23 protein-coding genes and 1 tRNA gene are annotated in these 22262 nt (G+C 65.7%); 17 read left to right on the top strand and 7 right to left on the bottom strand.

The window, feature by feature from the left end:
* Window positions 1-312: 312 nt before the first annotated feature.
* Window positions 313-3093 (top strand): TonB-dependent receptor plug domain-containing protein, encoded by a 2781-nt coding sequence (locus ATE70_RS06880; protein ID WP_058537200.1) that lies wholly within the window; start codon window positions 313-315, stop codon window positions 3091-3093.
* A gap of 79 nt (window positions 3094-3172) precedes the next feature.
* On the opposite strand, the gene ATE70_RS06875 is transcribed toward ATE70_RS06880, so the two are convergent.
* From ATE70_RS06875 to ATE70_RS06865, 3 genes are all read right to left on the bottom strand, one after another.
* Window positions 3173-3520, bottom strand: coding sequence for a RidA family protein (locus ATE70_RS06875; RefSeq protein WP_058537199.1), 348 nt, complete (start codon window positions 3518-3520; stop codon window positions 3173-3175).
* A gap of 199 nt (window positions 3521-3719) precedes the next feature.
* Window positions 3720-3795, bottom strand: a tRNA-Thr gene (locus ATE70_RS06870).
* A gap of 77 nt (window positions 3796-3872) precedes the next feature.
* Entirely contained in the window at window positions 3873-4742 is an 870-nt protein-coding gene (locus ATE70_RS06865; protein WP_058537198.1) for a hypothetical protein, read from the bottom strand.
* Window positions 4743-4805: 63 nt separating this feature from the next.
* Here ATE70_RS06865 and ATE70_RS06860 point away from each other — a divergent pair, with 63 nt between their 5' ends.
* The 11 genes from ATE70_RS06860 (at window position 4806) to ATE70_RS06810 (ending at window position 15109) form a co-directional block, all read left to right on the top strand.
* Window positions 4806-5381: a NifU family protein gene (locus tag ATE70_RS06860; protein ID WP_058537197.1), complete on the top strand. Its 576-nt coding sequence runs from the start codon at window positions 4806-4808 to the stop codon at window positions 5379-5381.
* Between the two features lie 26 nt (window positions 5382-5407).
* Complete coding sequence (locus ATE70_RS06855) at window positions 5408-6001, top strand: malonic semialdehyde reductase (protein WP_058537196.1); 594 nt, start codon at window positions 5408-5410, stop codon at window positions 5999-6001.
* A gap of 17 nt (window positions 6002-6018) precedes the next feature.
* Entirely contained in the window at window positions 6019-6636 is a 618-nt protein-coding gene (tsaB, locus tag ATE70_RS06850; protein ID WP_058537195.1) for a tRNA (adenosine(37)-N6)-threonylcarbamoyltransferase complex dimerization subunit type 1 TsaB, read from the top strand.
* Window positions 6633-7115, top strand: coding sequence for a GNAT family N-acetyltransferase (locus ATE70_RS06845; RefSeq protein WP_058537194.1), 483 nt, complete (start codon window positions 6633-6635; stop codon window positions 7113-7115). Before tsaB ends, ATE70_RS06845 begins: the two co-directional genes overlap by 4 nt.
* A gap of 109 nt (window positions 7116-7224) precedes the next feature.
* The gene (locus ATE70_RS06840; RefSeq protein WP_058537193.1) at window positions 7225-7659 is read left to right on the top strand and encodes a MucR family transcriptional regulator; all 435 of its coding nucleotides are present in this window, start codon (window positions 7225-7227) and stop codon (window positions 7657-7659) included.
* 148 nt (window positions 7660-7807) lie between these two features.
* The gene (locus ATE70_RS06835) at window positions 7808-8233 is read left to right on the top strand and encodes a Fur family transcriptional regulator (protein WP_056369183.1); all 426 of its coding nucleotides are present in this window, start codon (window positions 7808-7810) and stop codon (window positions 8231-8233) included.
* A complete protein-coding gene (locus ATE70_RS06830; RefSeq protein ID WP_231732613.1) occupies window positions 8202-8990 on the top strand; it encodes a lysophospholipid acyltransferase family protein in 789 nt (262 codons plus the stop codon). Before ATE70_RS06835 ends, ATE70_RS06830 begins: the two co-directional genes overlap by 32 nt.
* A 7-nt stretch (window positions 8991-8997) precedes the next feature.
* Entirely contained in the window at window positions 8998-10347 is a 1350-nt protein-coding gene (gene miaB / locus ATE70_RS06825) for a tRNA (N6-isopentenyl adenosine(37)-C2)-methylthiotransferase MiaB (RefSeq protein WP_058537421.1), read from the top strand.
* A 130-nt stretch (window positions 10348-10477) separates the two neighbouring features.
* A complete protein-coding gene (locus tag ATE70_RS06820) occupies window positions 10478-11485 on the top strand; it encodes a PhoH family protein (RefSeq protein ID WP_058537192.1) in 1008 nt (335 codons plus the stop codon).
* A 368-nt stretch (window positions 11486-11853) separates the two neighbouring features.
* Entirely contained in the window at window positions 11854-14109 is a 2256-nt protein-coding gene (locus ATE70_RS06815) for a TonB-dependent hemoglobin/transferrin/lactoferrin family receptor (protein ID WP_231732611.1), read from the top strand.
* A 22-nt stretch (window positions 14110-14131) separates the two neighbouring features.
* Window positions 14132-15109: a DUF6607 family protein gene (locus ATE70_RS06810; protein ID WP_058537191.1), complete on the top strand. Its 978-nt coding sequence runs from the start codon at window positions 14132-14134 to the stop codon at window positions 15107-15109.
* A gap of 193 nt (window positions 15110-15302) precedes the next feature.
* Here the strand turns inward: ATE70_RS06810 and ATE70_RS06805 are convergent, their stop codons facing one another.
* On the bottom strand, window positions 15303-15680 hold the full coding sequence (locus ATE70_RS06805) for a DoxX family protein (protein WP_058537190.1): 378 nt from the start codon (window positions 15678-15680) through the stop codon (window positions 15303-15305).
* 138 nt (window positions 15681-15818) lie between these two features.
* Here ATE70_RS06805 and ATE70_RS06800 point away from each other — a divergent pair, with 138 nt between their 5' ends.
* Both ATE70_RS06800 and ATE70_RS06795 read left to right on the top strand, forming a co-directional pair.
* Window positions 15819-16277 (top strand): carboxymuconolactone decarboxylase family protein, encoded by a 459-nt coding sequence (locus tag ATE70_RS06800; protein WP_058537189.1) that lies wholly within the window; start codon window positions 15819-15821, stop codon window positions 16275-16277.
* The gene (locus ATE70_RS06795; protein WP_058537188.1) at window positions 16277-17155 is read left to right on the top strand and encodes a sigma-70 family RNA polymerase sigma factor; all 879 of its coding nucleotides are present in this window, start codon (window positions 16277-16279) and stop codon (window positions 17153-17155) included. The genes ATE70_RS06800 and ATE70_RS06795 overlap by 1 nt, the downstream gene beginning before the upstream one ends.
* A gap of 3 nt (window positions 17156-17158) precedes the next feature.
* On the opposite strand, the gene ATE70_RS06790 is transcribed toward ATE70_RS06795, so the two are convergent.
* Genes ATE70_RS06790 through ATE70_RS06780 form a run of 3 tightly spaced genes read right to left on the bottom strand, consistent with a single transcriptional unit; the run spans window position 17159 to window position 19602 of the window.
* On the bottom strand, window positions 17159-17650 hold the full coding sequence (locus ATE70_RS06790) for an anthrone oxygenase family protein (protein WP_058537187.1): 492 nt from the start codon (window positions 17648-17650) through the stop codon (window positions 17159-17161).
* Window positions 17640-18527 carry a TolB family protein gene (locus tag ATE70_RS06785; RefSeq protein ID WP_058537186.1) on the bottom strand — a complete coding sequence of 296 codons (888 nt, stop codon included), beginning with the start codon at window positions 18525-18527 and terminating at the stop codon, window positions 17640-17642. Before ATE70_RS06785 ends, ATE70_RS06790 begins: the two co-directional genes overlap by 11 nt.
* A 1-nt stretch (window position 18528) precedes the next feature.
* On the bottom strand, window positions 18529-19602 hold the full coding sequence (locus ATE70_RS06780) for a hypothetical protein (protein ID WP_058537185.1): 1074 nt from the start codon (window positions 19600-19602) through the stop codon (window positions 18529-18531).
* Window positions 19603-19690: 88 nt separating this feature from the next.
* On the opposite strand from ATE70_RS06780, the gene ATE70_RS06775 reads away from it, so the two are divergent.
* The 3 genes from ATE70_RS06775 (at window position 19691) to ATE70_RS06765 (ending at window position 22259) form a co-directional block, all read left to right on the top strand.
* A complete protein-coding gene (locus ATE70_RS06775; RefSeq protein ID WP_058537184.1) occupies window positions 19691-20629 on the top strand; it encodes a LysR substrate-binding domain-containing protein in 939 nt (312 codons plus the stop codon).
* 166 nt (window positions 20630-20795) lie between these two features.
* Window positions 20796-21302: an rRNA maturation RNase YbeY gene (gene ybeY, locus ATE70_RS06770; RefSeq protein WP_058537183.1), complete on the top strand. Its 507-nt coding sequence runs from the start codon at window positions 20796-20798 to the stop codon at window positions 21300-21302.
* A gap of 18 nt (window positions 21303-21320) precedes the next feature.
* Window positions 21321-22259 carry a hemolysin family protein gene (locus ATE70_RS06765; protein ID WP_058537182.1) on the top strand — a complete coding sequence of 313 codons (939 nt, stop codon included), beginning with the start codon at window positions 21321-21323 and terminating at the stop codon, window positions 22257-22259.
* Window positions 22260-22262 lie beyond the last annotated feature (3 nt).

The raw sequence follows: 22262 nt of genomic DNA, 5'->3' as shown, positions 1-22262 counted from the left end.
TTTTTGATTTTCTGATTAGGACGATATTATCCTGGCAGGGCTTCGTCAATCCATCGCTTTCGAATCCTGAAAAACCTCCGCGCGTTCCAAGCGAGCGGCGAGCGCGTGCGCCATGGCCGCACCGCCGTCATCCCGATTTTCGGCCCGATTCGACACCCGAGGCCGACGGGCGTCAGGGGAGCGCATGGCAGTTATGAGCCTAATTTCTCTCAAAAGAAATATATTGTCCTAAATAGGACATTGTGGCAGCTTCCATGGGGGGAACCAAAAAAAGGCCGCCATCGAGCGGCTCAGCACAAAGGGGTGGATGAGATGCGTAAGGACAGTGATAAGCTCGGTTACCGGCTCGCGCGCGGCAGCAGCATTGCGGCGTTGGCGGCCGGATTATGGCTCGCGGTGCCGGCCGCGGCGCAAACCGTCGCCGAGACCGAGGCCACCGCCGATGAGGAAATCCTCGTCACCGGATCGCGTATCGCGCGCGCCGGTTTCGATCAGCCGACCCCCACGACGGTGATCGGCGAGGATGAATTGCGCCTCGGCGCGCGTCCGAACATCCAGCAGGTGCTGAACGACCTGCCGCAAATCCGCCCCACCACGACGCCGACCGTGTCGAACGGCAACACCTCGACCGGCACCGCGCCCGTCGACATGCGCGGCCTCGGTTCGAACCGCACGCTGGTGCTGCTCGACGGCCGCCGCTTCGTCGGCGAGGGCAATCTGAACTTCATCCCGACAAATCTGGTCGAGCGCGTCGAGGTCGTGACCGGCGGCGCCTCGGCCGCCTGGGGCTCGGGCGCGGTCGCGGGCGTCGTCAACATCCTGCTCGACAAGGATTATGACGGGCTGTCGATCGGCGGCAATGTCGGCGTTTCGTCGCGCGGCGATGGGTTCCGCTATGGTTTCGACGCGAAATTCGGCTCCGGCTTCGCCGACGGGCGCGGCCATTTCATCATCGGCGGCGAATATGTCAAAGACAGCGGTGTAATCAACCGCAGCACGCGCCCGAACCTCAACAGCCCCGATTTCATTCCGTCGGGCACGGGGTCGGAACTGGTCCGCGATGTGAACTTCGGCAATGTCACGCTGGGCGGCCTCATCACCAGCGGTGTGCTCGCGGGGCAGACGTTCAACGCCGACGGCACGCTGCGCGCTTTCGGTCGCGGTACGAGCGTCGGCGCGGGCGCTTTCCCGCTCCGGATGGTCGGCGGCGCCGACGGCATCAACCTCTATGATACGATTCCCGTCTCCTCGCCTTTCGAGCGGCTGAGCACCTACGCCCGGCTGAGCTATGAGGTCGGCGACGCGACCTTCTGGGTCGATGGCAGCTATGCGCGCTCGCTGTCGAACGCGCCCTTCTTCGGCGACTATACGGTCGGCGGGGCGCTCGGCCTGCCGTACCTCACGATCCAGGCGAACAACCCCTATCTGTCGACCGCGGTCCGCGACCGGCTCGCTGCCGCGGGCGAGACGAGCTTTACCTTCGGCCGCTATTTCAACGACATCCTTCAACTGCAGTTCCGCGGCGAGCGGGTCAGCAAGGAAGGCGCGATTGGCGTCGACGGCACGTTCGGCAACGGCTTCCGCTACAAAGCCTGGTACAGCCATGGCGAGGTCGAGAGCGAACAGTCGATGGGCAACTCGCGGCTGGTCCGGCAGTTCAGCAATGCGATCAACGCGGTGTCGAGCGGCGGGCAAATCGTCTGCGCGATCAATGCCGACGCCAACCCGGCGAATGACGATCCGGCGTGCCGCCCGCTCAACCCCTTCGGCGCCTTGAACGCGTCGCCCGAAGCGCGCGACTATGTTACGGGGGCGCAGCAATCGTTCGGCACCACCAAGCTCGATTCGGTGGGCGCCGAAGTGCAGGGTGATCTCTTCTCCTTGTGGGCCGGCCCGGTGACCGTCGCGATCGGCGCCGAGGCGCGCTGGGAAGAACAGATCTCGTCGCGCGATGATTTCACGATCGCGAACGCCAGCAACTTCGGCATTCTCGTCTTTTCGACGCCAACCTCGGGCGGGTTCAACGTCAAGGAAGCGTTCGGCGAAGTCCTGTTCCCGCTGCTCAAACTCGAAAATGCGGTCGAAATCGACCTGAGCGGTGCGGCACGCTATTCGGATTACAGCACCAGCGGCGGCATCTGGACGTGGAAAGCCGGCGGCACCGCGCGGCTGTTTGGCGACCTGCTGCTGCGCGCAACGCGCTCGCGCGACATTCGCTCGCCGGGCATCGGCGAATTGTTCGCGCTCCGCGCGATCAACATCGGGCCGCTCAACGATCAGGACAGGGCCGGGCGAGCCGCGGCCAACCCCGCCTATAATCCGCAGCCCTCGACCGTGACGACATTCACCGGCGGCAACCCCAATCTGGTGCCGGAAGTGAGCTACACGACGGCCATCGGCGCAACATATTCGCCGTCCTTCCTGCGCGGCTTCAGCGCTTCGGTCGATTACTACAAGATCAAGATCGACGGTGCGGTCACCGCGCTGAACGGATCGAACCTCACGCTCTTGTGCTCGCGCGGGGTCACATCCGCCTGCGACAGCATCACGCGTGATGCGACGGGGACGGTTACGCAGGTGGCCGCCACCCAGCAGAATATCGCGAGCTTCGAGACGAGCGGGCTCGACATGGAGGCATCCTATGTCGTCAACCTGTCGAACGTCAGTGCGGGCCTGCCGGGCAGCCTGCGCATCCGCGCGCTGGCGACCTATGTCGACAAGCTGGTGTTCGATACCGGCGTTACGCGCGTCGAGACCGCGGGCGATGTCGGCGATTCGGTGCTGCGCGCGACGCCGAAATGGCGCGGGACGCTCAGCGCGACCTATGAGGATGACAATGTCGGGTTCGACATCCGCGCGCGGTACGTCGATGGCGGCAATTTTGACCGGACGCGCACGACGCTGATCAACAACAAGATCGCCTCGCGGACCTATGTCGACCTCGGCGCGCGGTTCAAGATCGACGATCGCTTCATGCTGTTCGGCAATGTAAACAATGTGTTCGACCGCGATCCCCCGCTCATCACCGTCAACAGCACGCTGTACGACGTCGTCGGCCGCTACTTCACCGTCGGTGCGCGGGTCGATTTCTGATCGGATCCGTTTTCGGGGCAGTTCGAAGCAACGCCACGCAGTCCCGGCCTTGCTTCGACTGCCTCGAGAAGTTTCTGCGTCAGGGCCGGGCGGCGGTGACGATGATCTCCACCCGGTAGTCGGGGGTTGCCAGACGAACTTCGCCGGTCGCCCGCGTCGGCGCATTGGCGCCGCCAAGCCATTCTTCCCAAACCACGTTCATGGCGGCGAAATCGGCCATGTCGGCCAACCAGATCATGGCCGTGAGCAGGTGCGACCGGTCGGTGCCGGCCTCGGCGAGCAATTCGTCGATCGATGCGAGAATGGCGCGCGTTTGCGCGGTCGCGTCCTCGCCCGGTGCGCCAACCTGGCCGGCAAGATAAACGATGCCGCCATGGATCACGGCCTGGCTCATGCGCGGGCCCGAATGCAGGCGTTCGATGCTCATATAAATCTCCTTCGGTGGGGTCGGGTAAAATGAAATCATGGCTGTGAGGCGGCCGCCGGGAAAGTGATTCCGCGCCAGCTCGCCGAGGGGCGGATGACAGGTCAGGGCCGCTTCGGCAATTTGATCGTGCGCACGGTGCCGTCGCGTCGCGCACCGGCGGCGCCTGTACGGCGCTTCTGAAGGCACTGAAATATGCTGATGGTGCCGGCTACAGGATTCGAACCCGTGGCCCCCTGATTACAAATCAGGTGCTCTACCAACTGAGCTAAGCCGGCACGGCTGACCGCCCCTTAGCATTTTTCGGCCGGATGGAAACATCCGACGTTGGGAAAATGCGGCAAGCAGGAAATCGTCAGATGATGCCAAAGGTCCAGCCCTCGGTTCGCGCAAGGCGGTCCGTCAGCGGCGACGGCGACCAGGGGGCGGCGTCGCCGGCGATCGCGCGCAGCCAGGCGGCGGTCAGCAGCGCGTCGCTCGCATGGTCGCTGACCGGCCCTGTCAACCGGCACGGCGGCGAGCCCAGCGCCGCGAGCGCCGCATCGAGCGCCGCGCCGTCGCGGATCTTGCTGCGCCCCGGGGGCAGCCCGGCCGCGCGCGCGGCCAGGCTGGTGTAGATTTCGACCAGCATCGGTCCCGTGGCGGGCACGGGATCGCCGGGCCACAACGGGATGCGGCGCGACAGCCGGTGGAGCAGGCGCATGCCCGACAGGCTGGCCTTGCCGACCTGCGCCGCACCGACGAGGTTGAAATTGCTGACGCTCGCCGCCTGCTTCGTCGCGCGCTGGTGATGCTCGACGACGCGCAGCCGCCCGGCGCCCGCTTCGAACAGGTCGCCCGCCTCGCCGCGCTGCCGGAAATGCCGCCGCACCTCGGCGTGCGCCAGAAATCCCCCCGCTTCATAATGCGGATCGCCGCCCGCCAGCCGTTCGACGAGTGCCCACAGCATGCGCATGTCGGCGGGGCTCTCCGCCCAGCCGGGGAAATAGGCGCCATGGTCGGCAAAGGCGAAGGCGGCCGAAAAGTCGAAACCGATCAGCATATTCTCGCCCGCCGCCACAACACCCTCCAGCCATTCGAGAATTTCGCTCCGCGACCAGATATGCCCCGGCCGCACCAGCGCGGGCGCCACGTTGCCGCTCGCGACCGCCAGGGCGATCCCGCGCTGGCGCGGGCCGCGTGCGCCCGACCAGTCGAGCGCGGCAAAATGGGTGAAAGGACGCATCGCCGCGCCTTAGCGCATCCATGTCGTCTTGCACAAAGCCTCGCTCGGCCCCACATGCACCCCATGCTGATCGAAACCGAATCGACGCCCAATCCCGCGACGCTCAAATTCCTGCCCGGCCGGGCGGTGATGGAGGCCGGAACCCGCGACTTTGCCAGCCCCGAAGAGGCCGAGGCGTCGCCCCTCGCCAGCGCGCTTTTCTCGCTTGGCGACGTGACGGGGGTCTTTTTCGGCCGCGATTTCGTGTCGGTGACGATCGCGCCCGGCGCCGAATGGGCCGATGCAAAGCCCGACGTGCTCGGCATCGTGATGGATCACTTTCTCGCCGACGTGCCGCTGTTCAACGCCGCAAGCGCGGGTTTTTCGGTGCCGCCCGAGGATGAGGCCGGTTTTGCCGACGATCCCGCCGACGCCGACATCATCGAGCAGATCAAGGAACTGATCGAAACGCGCGTCCGCCCCGCGGTCGCCAACGACGGCGGCGACATCGTCTATCGCGGTTTCGACAAGGGCAATGTGTATCTGAAGATGCAGGGCGCGTGTGCGGGATGCCCATCCTCGACCGCGACGCTCAAGAATGGCATCGAGTCCCTCTTGAAACATTATGTGCCTGAGGTAACGGCAGTCCACGCCGTCTGATCAAAAATCATTTCAGGAGATGCCCCATGAGCGAGCCGCTTTCCGACAGCGCTCTCGACCAGCTGTTTCGTACCGCGCGAACCTATAACGGCTATCTCGACAAGCCCGTTTCGGAGACGCAGCTGCACGCGATCTGGGATCTGGTGAAGTTCGGCCCGACCAGCGCCAACAGCCTGCCGGCGCGGATCGTCTGGTGCGTGACCGACGAAGCGAAGGCAAAGCTCGCCGCGCACGCGATACCGGGGAACGAGGAAAAGATCCGGAAGGCGCCGGTCACCGCGATCATCGCGAGCGACAATGAATTTTACGAAAATCTGCCCGAATTCTTCCCGCATACCGACGCGCGCAGCTGGTTCGCGGGCAACGAGGCGCTGGCGCAGACGACCGCTTTCCGCAATGCCACCCTCCAGGGCGCCTATTTCATCCTCGCGGCGCGCGCGCTCGGGCTCGATACCGGGCCGATGTCGGGGTTCAACAACGCCGGGGTGGACGAGGCCTTCTTTGCCGATCAGCCGAATGTGAAGAGCAACTTCATCTCGACCCTCGGCTATGGCGATGCTGCAACGATCTTCGATCGCAGCCCGCGCCCCGATTTCGCCCGCTTCAACCGCATCGTCTGAGCGAGCATCCTGCCTCGATGCGGTATCTGGTCATCGATTCGGCGAGCGAAGCCTGTTCGGTGGCGTTGCTGGAGGCCGGGGCGGTCGTCGACCATCGTCACGAGGTGATCGGCCGCGGCCACGCCGAACGGCTGGTTCCGCTGATCGCCGAACTTGCAGGCGGCGGCCGCGCCGACGTCATCGTCGCGGGATGCGGCCCGGGCAGCTTTGCCGGGGTCCGGATCGGCGTTGCGGCGGCGCGTGCGCTGGCGCTCGGGTGGCAGGTGCCCGTGCATGGCTTTTCGACGCTCGCGCTGGTTGCGGCCGGCGCCGCCGACGAGATCGCAGCCGCCGGCGGCGCGCTGGTGGTGATGGAGGGCGGCCACGGCCAATACTTCGTCCAGCCGTTCGCGGCGGACCTGACGCCGCGCGGCGAGATTCGCTCGCTGCTGCCCGACGACGCCGTCCTGATCGGCGACGAACTGGTCGTCGGCAATCGCGCCGAGCCCTTTGTCGCGCGCCGCGGCACCGGACGCGCGCTGGCGGCGCTGCCCGACGCGCGGGCATTCCTGCGGTTGCCGCCCGCTTTGCTGATCGATGGGCCCAGCCCGATTTACGGTCGCGCGCCCGATGCCAAGCCGATGGCGCCGGCATGAGCAGCGCCATCCGCCTCGCGACCGCCCGCGTCGGCGATCTCGCCGCGGTGATGCGCGTGATGGAGGCCGCATTCGAGCCCGCTTATGGCGAAGCGTGGAGCGGCGCGCAGCTTTTGACCTTGTTCGCGCTGCCCTCGGCGCGCGTGTGCCTCGCGTGGGACGGCGATCACGCGTGCGGTTTCTCGGCGGCGCGCATCGCCGGGCCCGAAAGCGAATTATTATTGCTCGCGGTCGACCCGCAGTTTCGCGGCCGCGGTATCGGTGCATTACTGATCGACGACTGGCGGGCATGGGCCGCCGAACAGGGTGCCGAAGACTATTTTCTTGAAATGCGCGCCGATAATGACGCGGTTCATCTCTATGAGAGCGCAGGTTTTGCAGAGTGCGGCCGACGGCCGGCCTATTACCGCGGTAATGATGGGGTGGTTCGCGACGCAATTACGATGCGCCGGTCGGCACGCGGTGAAAAGGCGGACTGATCGGTCATTGCGGAATTCCATCCAAAGTGGCAGTATTCTGGCTGGCGGAAGAACAAATCCAATATTCGCCGGCATGTCTTCTGGGTAATAAGAATCAAGGAATAGTCTCATGTCCGACCAAGCCGATACCAACGAGATGCTCGTTACGCTTACCGCTGACATCGTCGCCGCACATGTCAGCAACAACAGCGTCGCGATTTCGGATCTCTCCATTTTGATAAATAATGTTCACGCCGCCTTGTCGGGTCTCGGCAGCGAACCGGTCGTCGAGGAAAAGCTGGTGCCGGCGGTGTCGATCCGTACCTCGGTCAAACCCGACTTCATCGTCTGTCTCGAGGACGGCAAAAAGCTTAAAATGCTGCGCCGCCACCTGATGACGCATTATGGCATGACCCCCGACGATTATCGCGCAAAGTGGGGCCTGCCCGCCGACTATCCGATGGTCGCGCCGAACTATGCCGAAAAGCGCCGCGCGCTGGCCAAGGAAATCGGCCTCGGCACCAAGGGCCGCGGCGGCGGGCGCAAGCGCAAGCCCAAGGTCTGAACCTTAGGGTCAGGGCCCAAGATAAATCGCTCCATCCGGAGCAGGGGAGGGCGGCGTCGTAGGGGTGCCGCCCTTGTCCTATCCGCGGGGCGTGCCTATACAGTTTGTAACAAACACAGACACGGCTGCATCTGCAGGAAAGGCAAGCATGTCCGGCAATATCGATCTCGAAGCATTGTGCCACGAAAAGGGGCTCCGCATCACCGAGCAGCGCCGCATCATTGCGCGCGTCATTTCGGATTCGGAGGATCATCCCGACGTCGAGACGCTGTATGAGCGCGCGTCAAAGGTCGACAGCGGCATCTCGATCGCCACTGTCTACCGCACCGTCCGCCTGTTCGAAGAGGCGGGCATCCTCGACCGCCACGATTTCGGCGACGGCCGCTCGCGCTACGAAGCCGCGCCCGAGGCGCATCACGATCATCTGATCGACGTCGAAACGGGCAAGGTGATCGAATTCGTCGATCCCGAGCTTGAGGCGTTGCAGAAGGTGATCGCCGAACGGCTGGGCTTCCGCCTCGTCGACCATCGCATGGAGCTTTATGGTGTCGCCATCGATCGCAAGCGCGACTGATCGCGCCTCGATCACCTGGCGGACGGTCGCCCGTCTCGCCTTGATGGTGCTGACGCTGCTTTTCCTGATCGTCCCGCACCTCCTCTACCGCGCCGCCCGTCGCCCGTCGCCGATGGTGATGGCCTTCCTCAACGCCGTGGGCTGGATCGCCGGGCTGCGCATCCGCACGACGGGCACGCGGCTCCGGCGCAACGTCCTGTTCGTGTCGAACCATGTCAGCTGGCTCGACATTCTCGCGCTCGGCGGCGCCGCGCGCTCGGCGTTCGTGTCGAAGGCCGAGGTCGGCACAACCCCGCTCGTCGGCTGGCTCGCCGACCAGAACCACACCGTCTATGTCCAGCGCGAGGCGCGGCGCGAGATCCACAATCAGGCGAACGAGCTGCGGGGTGCGCTCGCGCGCGGCCGCCCGGTGACGCTCTTCCCCGAAGGCACGACGGGGCCGGGCGACGGCCTGCTGCCCTTCCGCGCCTCGTTGTTTCAGGCGGTGATCCCGACGCCGCCGAACCTGCGCGTCCAGCCGGTGTTTCTCGATTATGGGCATGAGGCGAACGATATCGCCTGGCTCGATCCCGAATCGGGGCTCGACAATTTCAAGCGGCTGCTCGCGCGCAAGCGCCCGGTCCACCTGACGATCCACTATCTCGACCCGCTTCCTGACATCGTCGAGGCCGACCGCAAGCTGCTCGCCGAGGCCGCGCGCGCCTCGATTGCGGAGGAAATTGCGCGGTCTTCCGCCGGCGCGCCGCATCGCCTATAGCGCGCCGATGAAATCCGACTCTCCCCCAAGTCCTCAAAAGACTTTTCACGTCAAATCCTTCGGCTGCCAGATGAACGTCTATGACGGCGAGCGCATGGCCGAGATGCTGGGTGCCGAGGGCTATGTCGCCGCCGCCGACGGCGCCGACGCCGACCTCGTCGTGCTCAACACCTGCCACATCCGCGAAAAGGCGGCCGAGAAAGTCTATTCGGACATCGGCCGGCTGAAGCGCGCCGACGGCAGCCGTCCGACGATCGCGGTCGCGGGCTGCGTCGCACAGGCCGAGGGCGCCGAAATCGCGCGCCGCGCTCCGACCGTCGATGTCGTCGTCGGCCCGCAGGCATATCACCGCCTTCCCGATCTGATCGCCCGCGCCGCGCGCGGCGAAAAAGCCGTCGACCTCGACATGCCCGCCGAGAGCAAGTTCGGCGCGCTGCCCAAACGTGCGGGCGGGCAGCGCCCGACCGCCTTCCTGACGGTGCAGGAAGGCTGCGACAAATTCTGCACCTATTGCGTCGTGCCCTATACGCGCGGCGCCGAGATCAGCCGGCCCTTCGCCGACCTGATCGCCGAGGCGCGCGCGCTCGTCGCGGGCGGGGTGCGCGAAATCACCTTGCTCGGCCAGAACGTCAACGCTTGGGACGGCGAGGACGCCAAGGGCCGGGCGATCGGCCTCGACGGGCTGATCCGCGAACTCGCGCGCGAGGACGGGTTAGAGCGCATCCGCTACACGACCAGCCACCCCAACGACATGACCGACGGGCTGATCGCCGCGCATGGCGAGATCGACAAGCTGATGCCCTTCCTCCACCTGCCGGTGCAGGCGGGCAGCGACCGCATCCTCGCCGCGATGAACCGCAGCCATTCGGTCGAAAGCTATCTCAAGATCATCGAACGCGTCCGCGCCGTGCGTCCCGACATCGCGATCTCGGGCGACTTCATCGTCGGCTTCCCCGGCGAAACCGACGCCGATTTCCAGGCGACGCTCGATATCGTCCGTGCGACCAATTATGCGATGGCGTACAGCTTCAAATATTCGCGCCGCCCCGGCACCCCCGCCGCGACGATGGACGATCAGATCGACGAAGCGGTGCTCAATGAGCGCCTCCAACGCCTGCAAGCGCTGCTCAACGAACAGCAGCAGGCGTTCAACGAGGCGACCGTTGGCCGCACGACGCGCCTGCTCCTCGAACGCAAGGGCAAGCTCGACGGCCAGCTGATCGGCAAGTCGCCCTGGCTCCAGTCGGTGCACGTCATCGCGCCGGGGCTCAAGATCGGCGATATGATCGACGTGCGGATCACGTCGGCCGGTGCCAACAGCGTTGGCGCCGAAGCGCTGATGGAAGAGGTCGCCTAGTGGGCAGGACGGAAGCTGTCTCCCCGAAGACACACTCCGTCTCCTTCCGTCCTATTCGCAGTCCGCAAGTCATGGACTCCCGCCTTGACGGGGCTACAGTCATGTCGTCGATCGAAGGAGCCTTGCTTATATGTCCAAACGCCCGCTGACCGCCTCCGCCCCCGCCGAACCCGGCGACCGCGTCCGACTGACGGCGGAATTTGAGCGAACGCAGCTTTTGGGCATCCTCTTCGGCGAGTTCGACCGCAACCTCGTCGCGATCGAAAACCGCCTCGGCGTCTATATCTCGGCGCGCGGCAACCGCGTGCAGATCGAGGGCGAGGCCGAGGCCGCGGCGCGCGCGCGCGACGTGCTCACCGAACTCTACAACCGGATCGAACAGGGGCAGGAGGTCGACACCGGCCTCGTCGACGGGGTGATCGCGATGTCGGCGCAGCCGACGCTCGCGGGCATCATCCGCCACGACAAGGACGAAGCGCCGCCGATCATGATCCGCACGCGCAAAAAGACGATCGTCCCGCGCGCGCCGTCGCAGGTCCCCTATATGCAGGCGCTCGCCCGCGACGACGTGATTTTCGCGCTCGGCCCCGCGGGCACCGGCAAGACCTATCTCGCGGTTGCGCAGGCGGTTGCGCAGCTGATCACCGGCAGCGTCCAGCGCCTCATCCTCTCGCGCCCCGCGGTCGAAGCGGGCGAGAAGCTCGGCTTCCTTCCCGGCGACATGAAGGAAAAGGTCGATCCGTACCTCCGCCCGCTCTACGACGCGCTCCACGACTGCCTGCCCGCCGAGCAGGTCGAGCGCCGCATCGCGTCGGGTGAGATCGAGATCGCGCCGCTCGCCTTCATGCGCGGGCGCACGCTCGCCGACGCCTTCATCATCCTCGACGAGGCGCAGAACACGACGATCCCGCAGATGAAGATGTTCCTCACCCGCTTCGGCATGAACAGCCGCATGGTGGTCTGCGGCGACCCGAAACAGGTCGACTTGCCGATCCCCGCAACCTCGGGCCTCGCCGACGCGGTCGGCCGGCTCGAAGGGCTGGAGGGCATCAACGTCAGCTATTTCACCAGCGCCGACGTCGTCCGCCATCCGATCGTCGGGCGGATCGTCGATGCCTATGAAGGGCCGGGGGCTTAGCGCGCGGACAGCGTCGGCTTTGGGGTGGGAAGCGGACGTTACTTGATTCCCCTTCGTCCTCCCGGACTTGATCCGGGATCCCGCTTTTTTGACGCACTCACTGTCTTTGACCTCAAGCGGGACCCCGGATCAAGTCCGGGGTGACGATGAGTGATGGAGCGCTCCCGGTCGCTGCCCGCCTTTCATCATTCCGAGCTTGTTTCCGCGTTCACGGCACTTGCGGTCGGATCGTCGCGCGCTGCCACCTGCTGCTAATTTTCGAGAACGATTCTCAATAGCATATTGACCCTCTGAAATTCCCCGCCTAGACGGCCGCTATTGCGAGTCAGTCGCAATCAATCAGGGGAAGAAAATTGAACATCCGAAATTTGCCGTCGATATCCCGCCTTGCCGCAGGCAGCGCGCTGGGCCTCGCGCTCGCCGCGACCGCTTCGCCGGCCTTCGCGCAGGACAATGACGGCGAATATTGGGTGTCGCTCAAGAATCGCATCGTCGTCACCGCGACGCGCACCGCGGTGAAGGCCGAAGACGTCCCGGTCACCGTCACCGTGAAGAGCGACGAGCAGATCGCCGACGAGATGGTCACCGACATCCGCGACCTCGTCCGCTTCGAACCCGGCGTCAGCGTCCAGCGCCAGCCCGCGCGCTTCGGCGCCGCACTCGGCGCCACCGGTCGTGCGGGTAACGACAGCTTCAACATCCGCGGCATCGGCGGCAACCGCGTGCTGATCCAGGTCGACGGCGTCCGCGTTCCCGACGGCTTCAGCTTCGGCGCACAGGCATCGGGGCGCGGCGACTATGTCGACCTCGGCCTCGTCAAATCGGTCGAGATCCTGCGCGGCCCGTCGTCGGCGCTTTATGGCAGCGACGGCCTTGCCGGCGCGGTCAGCTTCATCACCTCCGACCCCGGCGATTTCCTCGAACCCGGCAAGAGCATCGGCGGCCTGCTCCGCGCCGGCTATAACAGCGCCGACGAGGAATTCAGCGAAACCGCGATCCTCGCGGGGCGCAGCGGCGACTGGTCGGTGATGGCGGCCTATACGCGCCGCGATTACAAGGAGCTGGAGAACCAGGGCAGCCTCGGCACGGCGAACGGCATCGGCGCGTCGCGCACGCGCGCCAACCCGCAGGACGGACGCTCGGACGCCGCGCTCGCGCGCATCGTCTACGACCCCGCCAACGGCCACAAGCTGCGCCTGACCGGCGAATATCTCGACACGCGCCTTTATACCAACGGGCTCAGCGGCCTCGGCCCGAACGGGCTCGGCGCGACCGTCGACCGCCTCGAAGGCTTCGACACCGGGACGCGCAAGCGCGTCTCGTTCGACTGGAGCTGGGAAGGCGAGGGGGCGATCGATTTCGCGCGCGTCGCGCTCTACTGGCAGGACGGCGAGGATCGCCAATATACCGAGGAAGACCGCACCCCGTCGGCCGACCGCACGCGCCTCAACACCTTCGAGAACCGCGTCTTTGGCGCCTCGGCCGACGCGCGCGCCGATTTCGCGACGGGTGCGATCACGCACCGTCTCGTCTTTGGCGGCGACATCAGCCAGACGCGCCAGCGCGGCCTTCGCGGCGGCACCGTCCCGCCGGCGGGCGAAACCTATCCCACCCGCGCCTTCCCGAGCACCGACTTCACCCGCGCGGGACTGTTCGTCGGCGACGAGATCGCGATCGCCGACGGCCGCTTGCTGCTCTACCCGGCGCTGCGTTTCGACTGGTACGACCTGTCGCCCGACAACGACCCGCTGCTGCCGACCTTCCGCGGCGCCAAGCAGGACGGTTCGCGCGTCTCGCCGAAGTTCGGCGCGGTGTGGAAAATTACCGACGATGTCCGGTTGTTCGCCAATTATGCGACCGGCTTCAAGGCGCCCGAGCCGGGGCAGGTGAACCAGTTCTTCGAGAATCTGACTTCGCCCTTCTTCTCGTACCGCACGCTCCCGAACCCCGACCTGGGGCCCGAGCGCAGCGAAAGTTTCGAGGGCGGCGTGCGCTTCTCCAATGACACGGTCAGCCTCGACGTCACCGGTTTTTCGGCGCGGTACAAGGACTTCATCAGCCAGGAACAGGTCGGCGGCGTCGGCACGATCGCCAACCCCATCCTCTATCAATTCGTGAATCTCGATCGCGTCCGGGTCAAAGGGGCCGAGGCGCGGTTCGAGGGGCGAGCGTCGTCCGGCCTGTATACGACGCTCGCCCTATCCTATGCGAAGGGGGACATCATCGACCCCGACGGCGTGCGTTCGCCGCTGTCGTCGATCGATCCGCTCAAGCTCGTCGCCGGCGTCGGCTATCGGGAATCGTCGGGTCGCTTCGGCGGCCAGATCATTATGACGCACGCGGGCCGCAAGGAAGCGTCGCGCACGACGGGGCTCTGCACCCCCACATGCTTCCGCCCCGATGCTTTCACGATCCTCGACGCGACGGCGTTCGTGCGGGTGATGGATGCGCTCACGCTGCGCGCGGGCGTCTTCAACATCCTCGACAAGAAATACAGCTGGTGGAGCGATGTGCGCGGCCTCGCGATGGGCGGAACGGCAACCGCGCCCACCGTCCCGGCGAGCGCCGACGCCTATACCCAGCCCGGCCGCAACGCGAGCGTGTCGCTGAGCTTCCGCTTCTAAAACAGAAAGAAGGACTGCACCGATGAAAAATTATCGCAAGATCGCCGCCAGCCTGTTGCTGCTCTCCGCCGCGCTGCCGGTCGTCGCCTCGGCGCACCCGCCGATCGCCGCCGAGGCCGCCGCCGCCAATTTCGAACAGGACCGCGCCGACATCCTCGCGATGGCGGGCAATTACCGCGTCAGCTTCAACATGCAGGAATCGACGCGCTGGGATCCGGCGTACGAGGTTCTCGAACCCAAGCGCTCGGGCGGCAACGAGGTCGTCCGCGTGATCGAGGACACGGGCCGCAAGATCAGCCTGCAGCATATGCTCGTCATCACGGGCGACGACGACAAGAGCATGATCATCAAGCATTGGCGGCAGGACTGGGAATATGAGCCCGCGAAGGTGCTCGTCTATTCGGACCGCAACGCGTGGACGTGGGAAGATGTGCCTGAAAAGATGCGCACCGGCCGCTGGTCGCAGACGGTGTATCAGGTCGACGACAGCCCGCGTTACGGCGGCTGGGGCCAGTTCGAGACGCAGGGCGGTGTCCGCCGCTGGCGCTCGAACTGGACCTGGCGCCCGCTCGCGCGCCGCGATGCGGTGCGCAATCCGGTCTATGACCGCTACCTCTCGATCAACCGCCACCAGCCCTCGCCCGATGGCTGGGTCCACTGGCAGGACAATACCAAGATGGGGACGAAGGACGGCAAGCTGGTGCCGATCGTTCAGGAATATGTCCTCAACACCTATATCAAATATGACCAATATGACGTGAAGGCGGCCGACGACTATTGGGCCGCGACCAAGGATTATTGGGCCGCCGTGCGCGCCGAGTGGGACCGCGTTGCGGCGACCAAGGGCGGCATCTCGATCGAGGAAAAGGCCGATACCGGCACCGTGATCAGCGGCCGCCTGCTCGAAATGGCCGACGACATCCAGGAAAAGAAGCTGACCACCGCCAAGGCGATTACCGAGGCGAAGAAGCTGATCGAAACGAACACACGCAAGCTTTGACGACCTTCACCATGTGAAGCCCGAAACTGGGGGCGGTCCGAAAGGGCCGCCCCCTATTTTGTTGTGTGGGCGGTGAGACAGCAAAGGGGTGGGAAGCGGACGTTGCTTCATTTTCCTTCGTCACCCCGGACTTGATCCGGGGTGACGATAAATAGGATCTGCAACTAGTGGCCGCGAGATAATGATGGAACCTCTATTTCCTCGCGCCGTCGACGCTCCAGATGCCCGCGCCGCGCGTCGCGATGAACAGGAAGATGAAGCAGTAGAGGATGATCGTCTCGCCGCCATTGACGATCGGATAAAGCCCTTGCGTTGCGTGTGCGGTCCAATAGCCGACAGCCGCCATGCCGCTCGCGATGAAGGCCGCGGGGCGGGTGAACAGGCCGATGACGATCAGGCCGCCCGCGATCAGCTCGATCGCCCCAGCGGCTTGCAGCATCGGGGTGAGTTCCATCGGGAACTTGACCGGGAAATTGAAAAATTTCTGCACGCCATGCGCCATGAACAACAGGCCCGCGACGATGCGCAGCAATGCATAGGCCTGTTCGCCGAAACCATCGAGAAACTTCATGATTTTCCCCCTCATTCCGATTGTCGAGGCGGGCAGGCTAACCGATTTTCCGTCCGGTGCGAATTTTTTTCGCATATCATGTCACACGCGCCGATCCTGTCTCGTCATGTCGGTACAACCCCTTAAAGGAGACATGACATGACCAAGGTAACCGACCCCTTCGCCGCCTCGCCGCAGCTCATGAAGCAGTGGATGGCGGTCAGCCTCGCGGCCGAAAAAAGCCTTGAGACGAGCCTGATCGAGCTGGTGAAGATCCGCTCGTCGATCCTCAACGGCTGCGCCAACTGCATCAACATGCACACCGCCGACGCGCGCGCGAAGGGCGAGACCGAGCAGCGCATCTATCTGCTCGCGGCGTGGGCCGACGCCCCGGTTTATACGCCGCGCGAGCGCGCCGCACTCGCGTGGACCGACGCCTTGACCCGTCTTTCGCAAGCACACACGCAAAAGGAAGCGCACGCGGCGCTCGACGAGCATTTCACGGCGGAGGAACAGATGAACCTGACCGTGATGATCAACGTCATCAATGGCTGGAACCGCATCGCGGTCGGCTTCGACCTCTGGTACGAAGGCGGCGCGCCCGCGAAGGCCGCCTGATGACCCCCGAAGGCATCCGCGGCGACACCGGTGCGGCGGCGGACGCGGCGGCGAGTTTCGACCCGCTGCGTCCGCTGCTCACGCGCGTCGCGTACCGCATGCTCGGCTCGGTCGCCGACGCCGAGGATGTGGTGCAGGATGCCTTCATCCGCTGGCTCGCCGCCGACCGCGATGCGGTGCGCGAGCCCGCGGCGTTCCTCCGCCGCACCGTGACGCGGCTCTGCCTCGACCAGATCAAGTCGGCGCGAAACCAGCGCGAGACCTATGTCGGCCCCTGGCTCCCCGACCCGCTGGTCGAGGAGGAGGAAGCGGACGACGTCACGCTGCCGCTGATGCTCGCGCTCGAACGGCTCTCCCCCTTGGAGCGCGCCGCCTTCCTGCTCCACGACGTCTTCGGCGTCGAGTATGACGAGGTCGCGAAGACGATCGACCGCGATCCCGCCGCGACGCGCCAGCTCGCGGCGCGCGCGCGCACCCACGTCCGCGACGCGCGCCCGCGCTACAAGCTCGAGAAAGAGCAGGGGCTGCAGATCGCCAACGCCTTTTTCGCGGCCTCGCGCAGCGGCGATATGGGCGCGCTCGGCGCGCTGCTCGCCGCCGATGTCGGCATGTGGGCCGATGGCGGCGGCAAGCGCCCCGCCGCGATGGGACCGGTAATCGGATACGACATCGTGCTGAAACTGCACCGCAGCCTTGCGGTGCTGTTCGGCAAATATGGCTCGACGCTCGTCCACGCCGGCATGATCAACGGCCTGCCGGGTTTCGTCACGCGCGAGGCCGACGGCGAGCTCCAGACCACCGCGCTCGAGATTGCCGACGGCAAGGTCACCGCCATCTATGTCATGCGCAACCCCGACAAGCTCAAACACATGCACTGACGCTCAGGCGGCGCGGCATACCCCCGCGGCGACGAACAGGATCGCGGCGGCAAAGCTCGCCGCGGTGCGCACCGAGTTCCAGAAGGTCCAGTCCTTGAGATAGCGCGTCCACAGCGCCGCGCCCTCGGGCGTGCCCACCGGCGCCCTGGCGAGCGCATTGTTGAGCGGGACGTTCAGCGCCATCGTGACCCCGTCGCAGCCGATGACATACAGCAGCGCCGCGGCGAGGATCAGCTTGCCGTCGAGCGAACCGAGCGATCCCAGCGCCATCGCCGCCGCGATCAGGCACAGCAGCCCGGTGCCGAACAATGCGGTCATGAAGCCCGGATTGATCACCGTGACGTTGATCGAATTCATCGCACTCGCGCCCTGCTCGGGCGCGAGCCGTCCAAGCCCGGCCATGATGAAGCTGGAAAAGCCGAAGAAGACCCCGCCGACCAGCGCAGCGCCGCCCGCGGCGGCGAAGCTGAGGCCGGTCAAAAGATTATCGGCCATGCTGCCCTCCCGAAATCTTCGTTGATACAATATGATAGGTGATGCGGTACAATTCCATCGATTGCGCTCCTCCGCGCTGGCTCGAAAAGGTCAGCCGATCCGGCGCCGACCAGTCGAGCATCGGGCCGTAACTATCCCTGACCGGATCGTTCACCGCGAGGGGCAATATCATTCCCGCACCGTAGCGGCCACTCTGCGATGTCGCGGCGAACAGGTCGATGCGATCGTCCTTCATGCTCGGCGCGCGCGCGAAGACCAAGGTCCGGCTGTCGGCCAGAAAGCTCGCGTCGAATTCGTCGGCGGGGGTGTTGATCGCGCCGGGCAGCGGCACGGCGGCAGCAAAATCGCGCCCTTTCGACCTTGCGGTGTAAAGGTCGTGGCGTCCGGCGCCGCCCGGCCGGTCGCTCGAAAACAGCAGCCGCCGGCCGTCGGGCGACAGCATCGGCGCATATTCGTTCGCCGCGCTATTGACCTGCGGCCCCAGATTTTCGGGCGTGCCGAACCCCGTCGCGGTCACGGCAACGCGGTAGAGGTCATCCTTGCCCATCCCGCCGGGCCGGTCCGAACAGAAATAGACGAAGCGTCCGTCGCGCGAGAAAGCGGGGTCGAAATCGCGCCCCGGCGAATTGAACGAAACCGGCGTCGCGGGCGCCCACTCGTTTCCCTCGCGGCGTGCGATCCAGATGTCGTAGCCGCCGGGCCCGCCCGGCCGGTCGCGGCTGAACCACAAGGCGGTTCGGCCATCGGGGCTGATCGTCAGGCGAATTTCCGAATGACCGGTCGAGGCGATCCCCGGCGCGAACAGCTCGGCCTCGCCGACGATTTCGACCGCGGGGCTCGCGGCGAGCAGCGAAAAGGCGAGGGCAAACGCCGTCATTTTACGCGGTCCGATCGAAATCGCTGATCCAGTTGGTCTCCCAGCTCTGGCCGCCGTCGGCCGACGATGCCTGCTCCCAGCGCGCCGAGGTCGCGGTGATGCGCGACCATAAAACGCGCGTCTTGATCGGCCGCCCCTCGAAACTGTCGTCGCCGATGAAGGTGCCGACCCCGCCCGCGAAGCCGCCGCGCACCGGCGGCGCGATGCTCGTCGGACTGCGCCCGTCGAGCCACCAGCTCAGCCATTCGCCCGTCGCCGGATCGAGCGCGCGGATGCCGACCCCGCGGAACGGCGCGCCGGGAAAGTTCATCACATTGTCGCCGACATTGCCGCGCCCGCCGAGCACGGGCCAGTTCACCAGCGTCCCGTCGAAATCGATCCAGTCGCGGCTTCCGGCGAGCCGCGTCTTCAGCTTGCGGTGCCTGACTTTCCATGCGCCGACGAGAAAAGCGAAGTCGTCCGCATTTGGCGCCTTTTCCGCGAGCAGCGGCAATGGCTTTGGCGTTGCGCCGGTGCGGGTAAAATAGTTGCGCCAGTTGATCTCCCACGTTTTGCCGCCGTCGGTCGAAAATCCCTGGTCCCAGTGCGGGCGGGCGCCGTCGATCTCGTGCCAGCGAAACCGGACCGCGATATCCTGACCCTTATATGTGTCGCGTCCGGTAAAGACGCCCTCGTCGCCGTCCAAACGTCCGATCACCGGCGGCTCGATATGCGTTGGGTTTCGCCCGTCGACCCACCAGATCGCCCATTGCTGCGCCTTGGGGTCGAAAGCCCGGATTCCGAAGCCGCGATATTCGCCGCCGGGGAGGTCGAGGATATTGTCGTCGATCGTCCCGAGCCCGCCCAGCGTCAGCCAGCACGCGCTCTTGCCGCCGAACTCGGCCCAGTCGTCGCTGCCCGCGAGCCGTTCCTTCAATCGCCGGTGCCAGACGTCCCAATTGCCGACCAGCCATTGCCAGTCGCGGTGATGCGCGTCGTGGCCCCGTGCTGGCACACCGAAGGCCGCCGCGCCACCGGCGAGGATCATCGTTTCGATCAGGCGGCGGCGGTCGAGCGAAGTGGGAAGATGGGTCATCGGGCCTCCAGCGAATGGGTGGCTTGGTCTGCCCCGCGCGCGACGCTTTGAGGATGCGAAGAATGGCTGTAGAGGCTAAGTCATATTTATGGTCCGCGCCGACAAGCTTCCGCCCTTGCCCTCGATCCGCGCTTTTGAAGCGGCGGCGCGGCTGGAGAGTTTCGCCCGCGCCGCGCACGAACTCGGCACCACCGCCGCGTCGGTCAGTTACCATGTCCGCCAGCTCGAACAGCAGACCGGGCTGCACCTGTTCGTCCGCCATCCGCACAAGGTCGTGCTGACCGCCGCCGGCGCCGCGATCGCGCGCGAGGCGACGGCCGCCTTCGCGGCGCTGCATGCGAGCTTCGTAAAGGCGCAGGACCGGGACGAGGCGCGGCTCTCGCTGACGACGCTCCCGACTTTCGGGACGAGCTGGCTGACCCCGCGGCTTGGGCTGTTCCGCGCGCGCCATCCCGACATCGCGATCGAACTCGAATTGTCAGCCGAGCCGCAGGCGCTCGGCGATGGCCGTTTCGACGCCGCGATCCGCCACGGGCTCGGCGACTGGCGCGGCCTGCGCAGCGTCCGGCTGTTCCCCGTCCTGTTCACGCCGCTTTGCGCGCCCGCACTGAAGGTCGCGGCCGCCGGGCTGGAGAATCCGGGCAAAGCGCTCGATGTCGCGCTGCTCGGCCGGCCCGACTGGTGGGGACTGTGGTATCGCGCGCTCGGTGTCGCCCCGGGGCCGCCACCCGACCGCTTCGGCACCAGCCTCGCCGCCGAGCATATGGATATCGCCGCCGCGATCGCGGGGCACGGGATCGCGATCGGCTCGCCGATCCTGTTTCGCGACGAAATCGCCGCCGGCCGCCTCGTCCCCGCGCACGAGCTCGTCGCGGGCGACGGCCGCGCCTTCTGGTTCGTCTATCCCGTCGCGCGGCTGCAGCGCCAAAAGATCGCGCACTTTCGCGATTGGCTAGCAGAAGCGGCGGCCGCCGAGGTGGCGGCTGCGCAGACCCATATCAGCGATGCAATCATCCTTGAGCCGTGACCATGAGCAAATATCGCTGTCCTACAAAATCGTGGCGCGATAGCGTGGCGGCTATGACACGCCCTTGCCCCATTCGCGCCGTTGGCGCCCCGTCTCCCGGACAATATATGCGATTCCAGTGTGAAGTTACCCAGTTTTCTGCCGATTTTTGCGCAGAGCCGATCCGATGCTGAGCGTCGAAACCCACGCCGCGACGCCCTGGCCCGATCCGCTCGACTGGGAGGTGCGGGCGGGCGAGGCGGTCGCCGCCGCGCTCGCGCTGACGCCCTATGCCGAGCTTGCCGACGCCGCGCCGCTCGTCGAGGTGTCGGTGCGGCTGACCGACGATGCGGAGGTCCACACGCTCAACCGCGATTTTCGCGGCAAGGACAAGCCGACCAACGTTCTCTCCTTTCCGCAGGTCCAGGAGGATCTGCTCGAAAGCCTCGCGAACAGCGACGATGGCGAAATCCTGCTCGGCGACATCGTGCTCGCGCGCGAAACCTGCGCGCGCGAGGCGGAGGAGAAGGGGATTTCGGTTCCCGATCACGCGACGCATCTGATCGTCCACGGCACGCTGCATCTCGTCGGTTACGACCATATGGACGATCACTCGGCCGCCGCGATGGAGGCGCTTGAGGTGAAAGCGCTTGCATCGCTGGGCATCGCCAATCCATATGCGGAACTCGACTAGCAGGGAAACGACACGCACATGCCCGACGACCAGGGATCTTCGAGCCGATCGGAAGAGGACAGTAGTAGACCCGGACTATTGTCCGGGCTGAAGAATCTGTTGTTCGGCGGCGACAAGGAACCGTCGCTGCGCGAGCAGATCGAAGAGGTCATCGACGAGGCCGAGGAAGAGGGGCAGGAACGGCGCGGCAGCAGCGTCGTCGGCGACCTGTCGCAGATCGAGCGCAAGATGCTGCGCAACCTCCTCCACTTCGGCGAACAGACCGTCGACGATGTCGCGGTGCCGCGCGCCGACATCATCGCGATCCCCGAAAGCGCGAGCTTTGCCGAGATCGTCGCGTCCTTCGCCGAAGCCGGGCACAGCCGCCTGCCGGTCTACCGCGAGAATCTCGACGAGGTCGTCGGCATGATCCACGTCAAGGACGTGTTCGCCGTGCTCGCCGAGGGGCGCACCCCGCCGCCCTTGCTCGACCTCATCCGCCAGCCGCTTTACGTCCCGCAATCGATGGGCGTGCTCGACCTGCTCGCCGAAATGCGCGCGAAACGTACGCATCTGGCGATCGTCATCGACGAATATTCGGGCACCGAGGGGCTGCTGACGATCGAGGATCTGGTCGAGGAAATCGTCGGCGAGATCGAGGACGAGCATGACGACGAGCCGACCGCGCTGTTCGCGCCCGGCGAGGGCGGTTGCTGGGAAGCCGACGCGCGCGCCGAGCTCGACGATGTCGGCGAGGCAATCGACCCGCGGCTCGCCGAGATCGAGGAAGATGTCGACACGCTGGGCGGCCTCGCCGCCGTGCTCGCGGGCCATGTCCCCGAGGTCGGCGAAATCCTCGTCCACCCGAGCGGCTGGCGCATCGAGGTCATCGAGGCCGACGAGCGCCGCGTCCACCGCCTGCGCCTCCACCCGCCGGTGGTCGTCGATCTGGAAGCGCCGTCGGAAACCGGGGACTAGGTT

It is taken from the genome of Sphingopyxis sp. H053, from assembly GCF_001468225.1.
Lineage (GTDB): Bacteria > Pseudomonadota > Alphaproteobacteria > Sphingomonadales > Sphingomonadaceae > Sphingopyxis.
Note: the sequence above shows the minus strand (reverse complement) of the source record. Positions and strands in the feature narration are given on the sequence as shown.

Bases quoted from the DNA above. Each gene is read 5' to 3' on its own strand.
- ATE70_RS06820 (WP_058537192.1), top strand. From the start codon at position 10,478: ATGTCCAAACGCCCGCTGACCGCCTCCGCCCCCGCCGAACCCGGCGAC.
- ATE70_RS06780 (WP_058537185.1), bottom strand. From the start codon at position 19,602: ATGACCCATCTTCCCACTTCGCTCGACCGCCGCCGCCTGATCGAAACG.
- ATE70_RS06880 (WP_058537200.1), top strand. From the start codon at position 313: ATGCGTAAGGACAGTGATAAGCTCGGTTACCGGCTCGCGCGCGGCAGC.
- ATE70_RS06845 (WP_058537194.1), top strand. From the start codon at position 6,633: ATGAGCAGCGCCATCCGCCTCGCGACCGCCCGCGTCGGCGATCTCGCC.
- ATE70_RS06790 (WP_058537187.1), bottom strand. From the start codon at position 17,650: ATGGCCGATAATCTTTTGACCGGCCTCAGCTTCGCCGCCGCGGGCGGC.
- tsaB (WP_058537195.1), top strand. From the start codon at position 6,019: ATGCGGTATCTGGTCATCGATTCGGCGAGCGAAGCCTGTTCGGTGGCG.
- ATE70_RS06765 (WP_058537182.1), top strand. From the start codon at position 21,321: ATGCCCGACGACCAGGGATCTTCGAGCCGATCGGAAGAGGACAGTAGT.
- ATE70_RS06865 (WP_058537198.1), bottom strand. From the start codon at position 4,742: ATGCGTCCTTTCACCCATTTTGCCGCGCTCGACTGGTCGGGCGCACGC.
- ATE70_RS06800 (WP_058537189.1), top strand. From the start codon at position 15,819: ATGACCAAGGTAACCGACCCCTTCGCCGCCTCGCCGCAGCTCATGAAG.
- ATE70_RS06775 (WP_058537184.1), top strand. From the start codon at position 19,691: ATGGTCCGCGCCGACAAGCTTCCGCCCTTGCCCTCGATCCGCGCTTTT.
- miaB (WP_058537421.1), top strand. From the start codon at position 8,998: ATGAAATCCGACTCTCCCCCAAGTCCTCAAAAGACTTTTCACGTCAAA.
- ATE70_RS06785 (WP_058537186.1), bottom strand. From the start codon at position 18,527: ATGACGGCGTTTGCCCTCGCCTTTTCGCTGCTCGCCGCGAGCCCCGCG.
- ATE70_RS06795 (WP_058537188.1), top strand. From the start codon at position 16,277: ATGACCCCCGAAGGCATCCGCGGCGACACCGGTGCGGCGGCGGACGCG.
- ATE70_RS06855 (WP_058537196.1), top strand. From the start codon at position 5,408: ATGAGCGAGCCGCTTTCCGACAGCGCTCTCGACCAGCTGTTTCGTACC.
- ATE70_RS06830 (WP_231732613.1), top strand. From the start codon at position 8,202: ATGGTGTCGCCATCGATCGCAAGCGCGACTGATCGCGCCTCGATCACC.
- ATE70_RS06875 (WP_058537199.1), bottom strand. From the start codon at position 3,520: ATGAGCATCGAACGCCTGCATTCGGGCCCGCGCATGAGCCAGGCCGTG.
- ATE70_RS06805 (WP_058537190.1), bottom strand. From the start codon at position 15,680: ATGAAGTTTCTCGATGGTTTCGGCGAACAGGCCTATGCATTGCTGCGC.
- ATE70_RS06835 (WP_056369183.1), top strand. From the start codon at position 7,808: ATGTCCGGCAATATCGATCTCGAAGCATTGTGCCACGAAAAGGGGCTC.
- ATE70_RS06840 (WP_058537193.1), top strand. From the start codon at position 7,225: ATGTCCGACCAAGCCGATACCAACGAGATGCTCGTTACGCTTACCGCT.
- ATE70_RS06860 (WP_058537197.1), top strand. From the start codon at position 4,806: ATGCTGATCGAAACCGAATCGACGCCCAATCCCGCGACGCTCAAATTC.
- ATE70_RS06810 (WP_058537191.1), top strand. From the start codon at position 14,132: ATGAAAAATTATCGCAAGATCGCCGCCAGCCTGTTGCTGCTCTCCGCC.
- ybeY (WP_058537183.1), top strand. From the start codon at position 20,796: ATGCTGAGCGTCGAAACCCACGCCGCGACGCCCTGGCCCGATCCGCTC.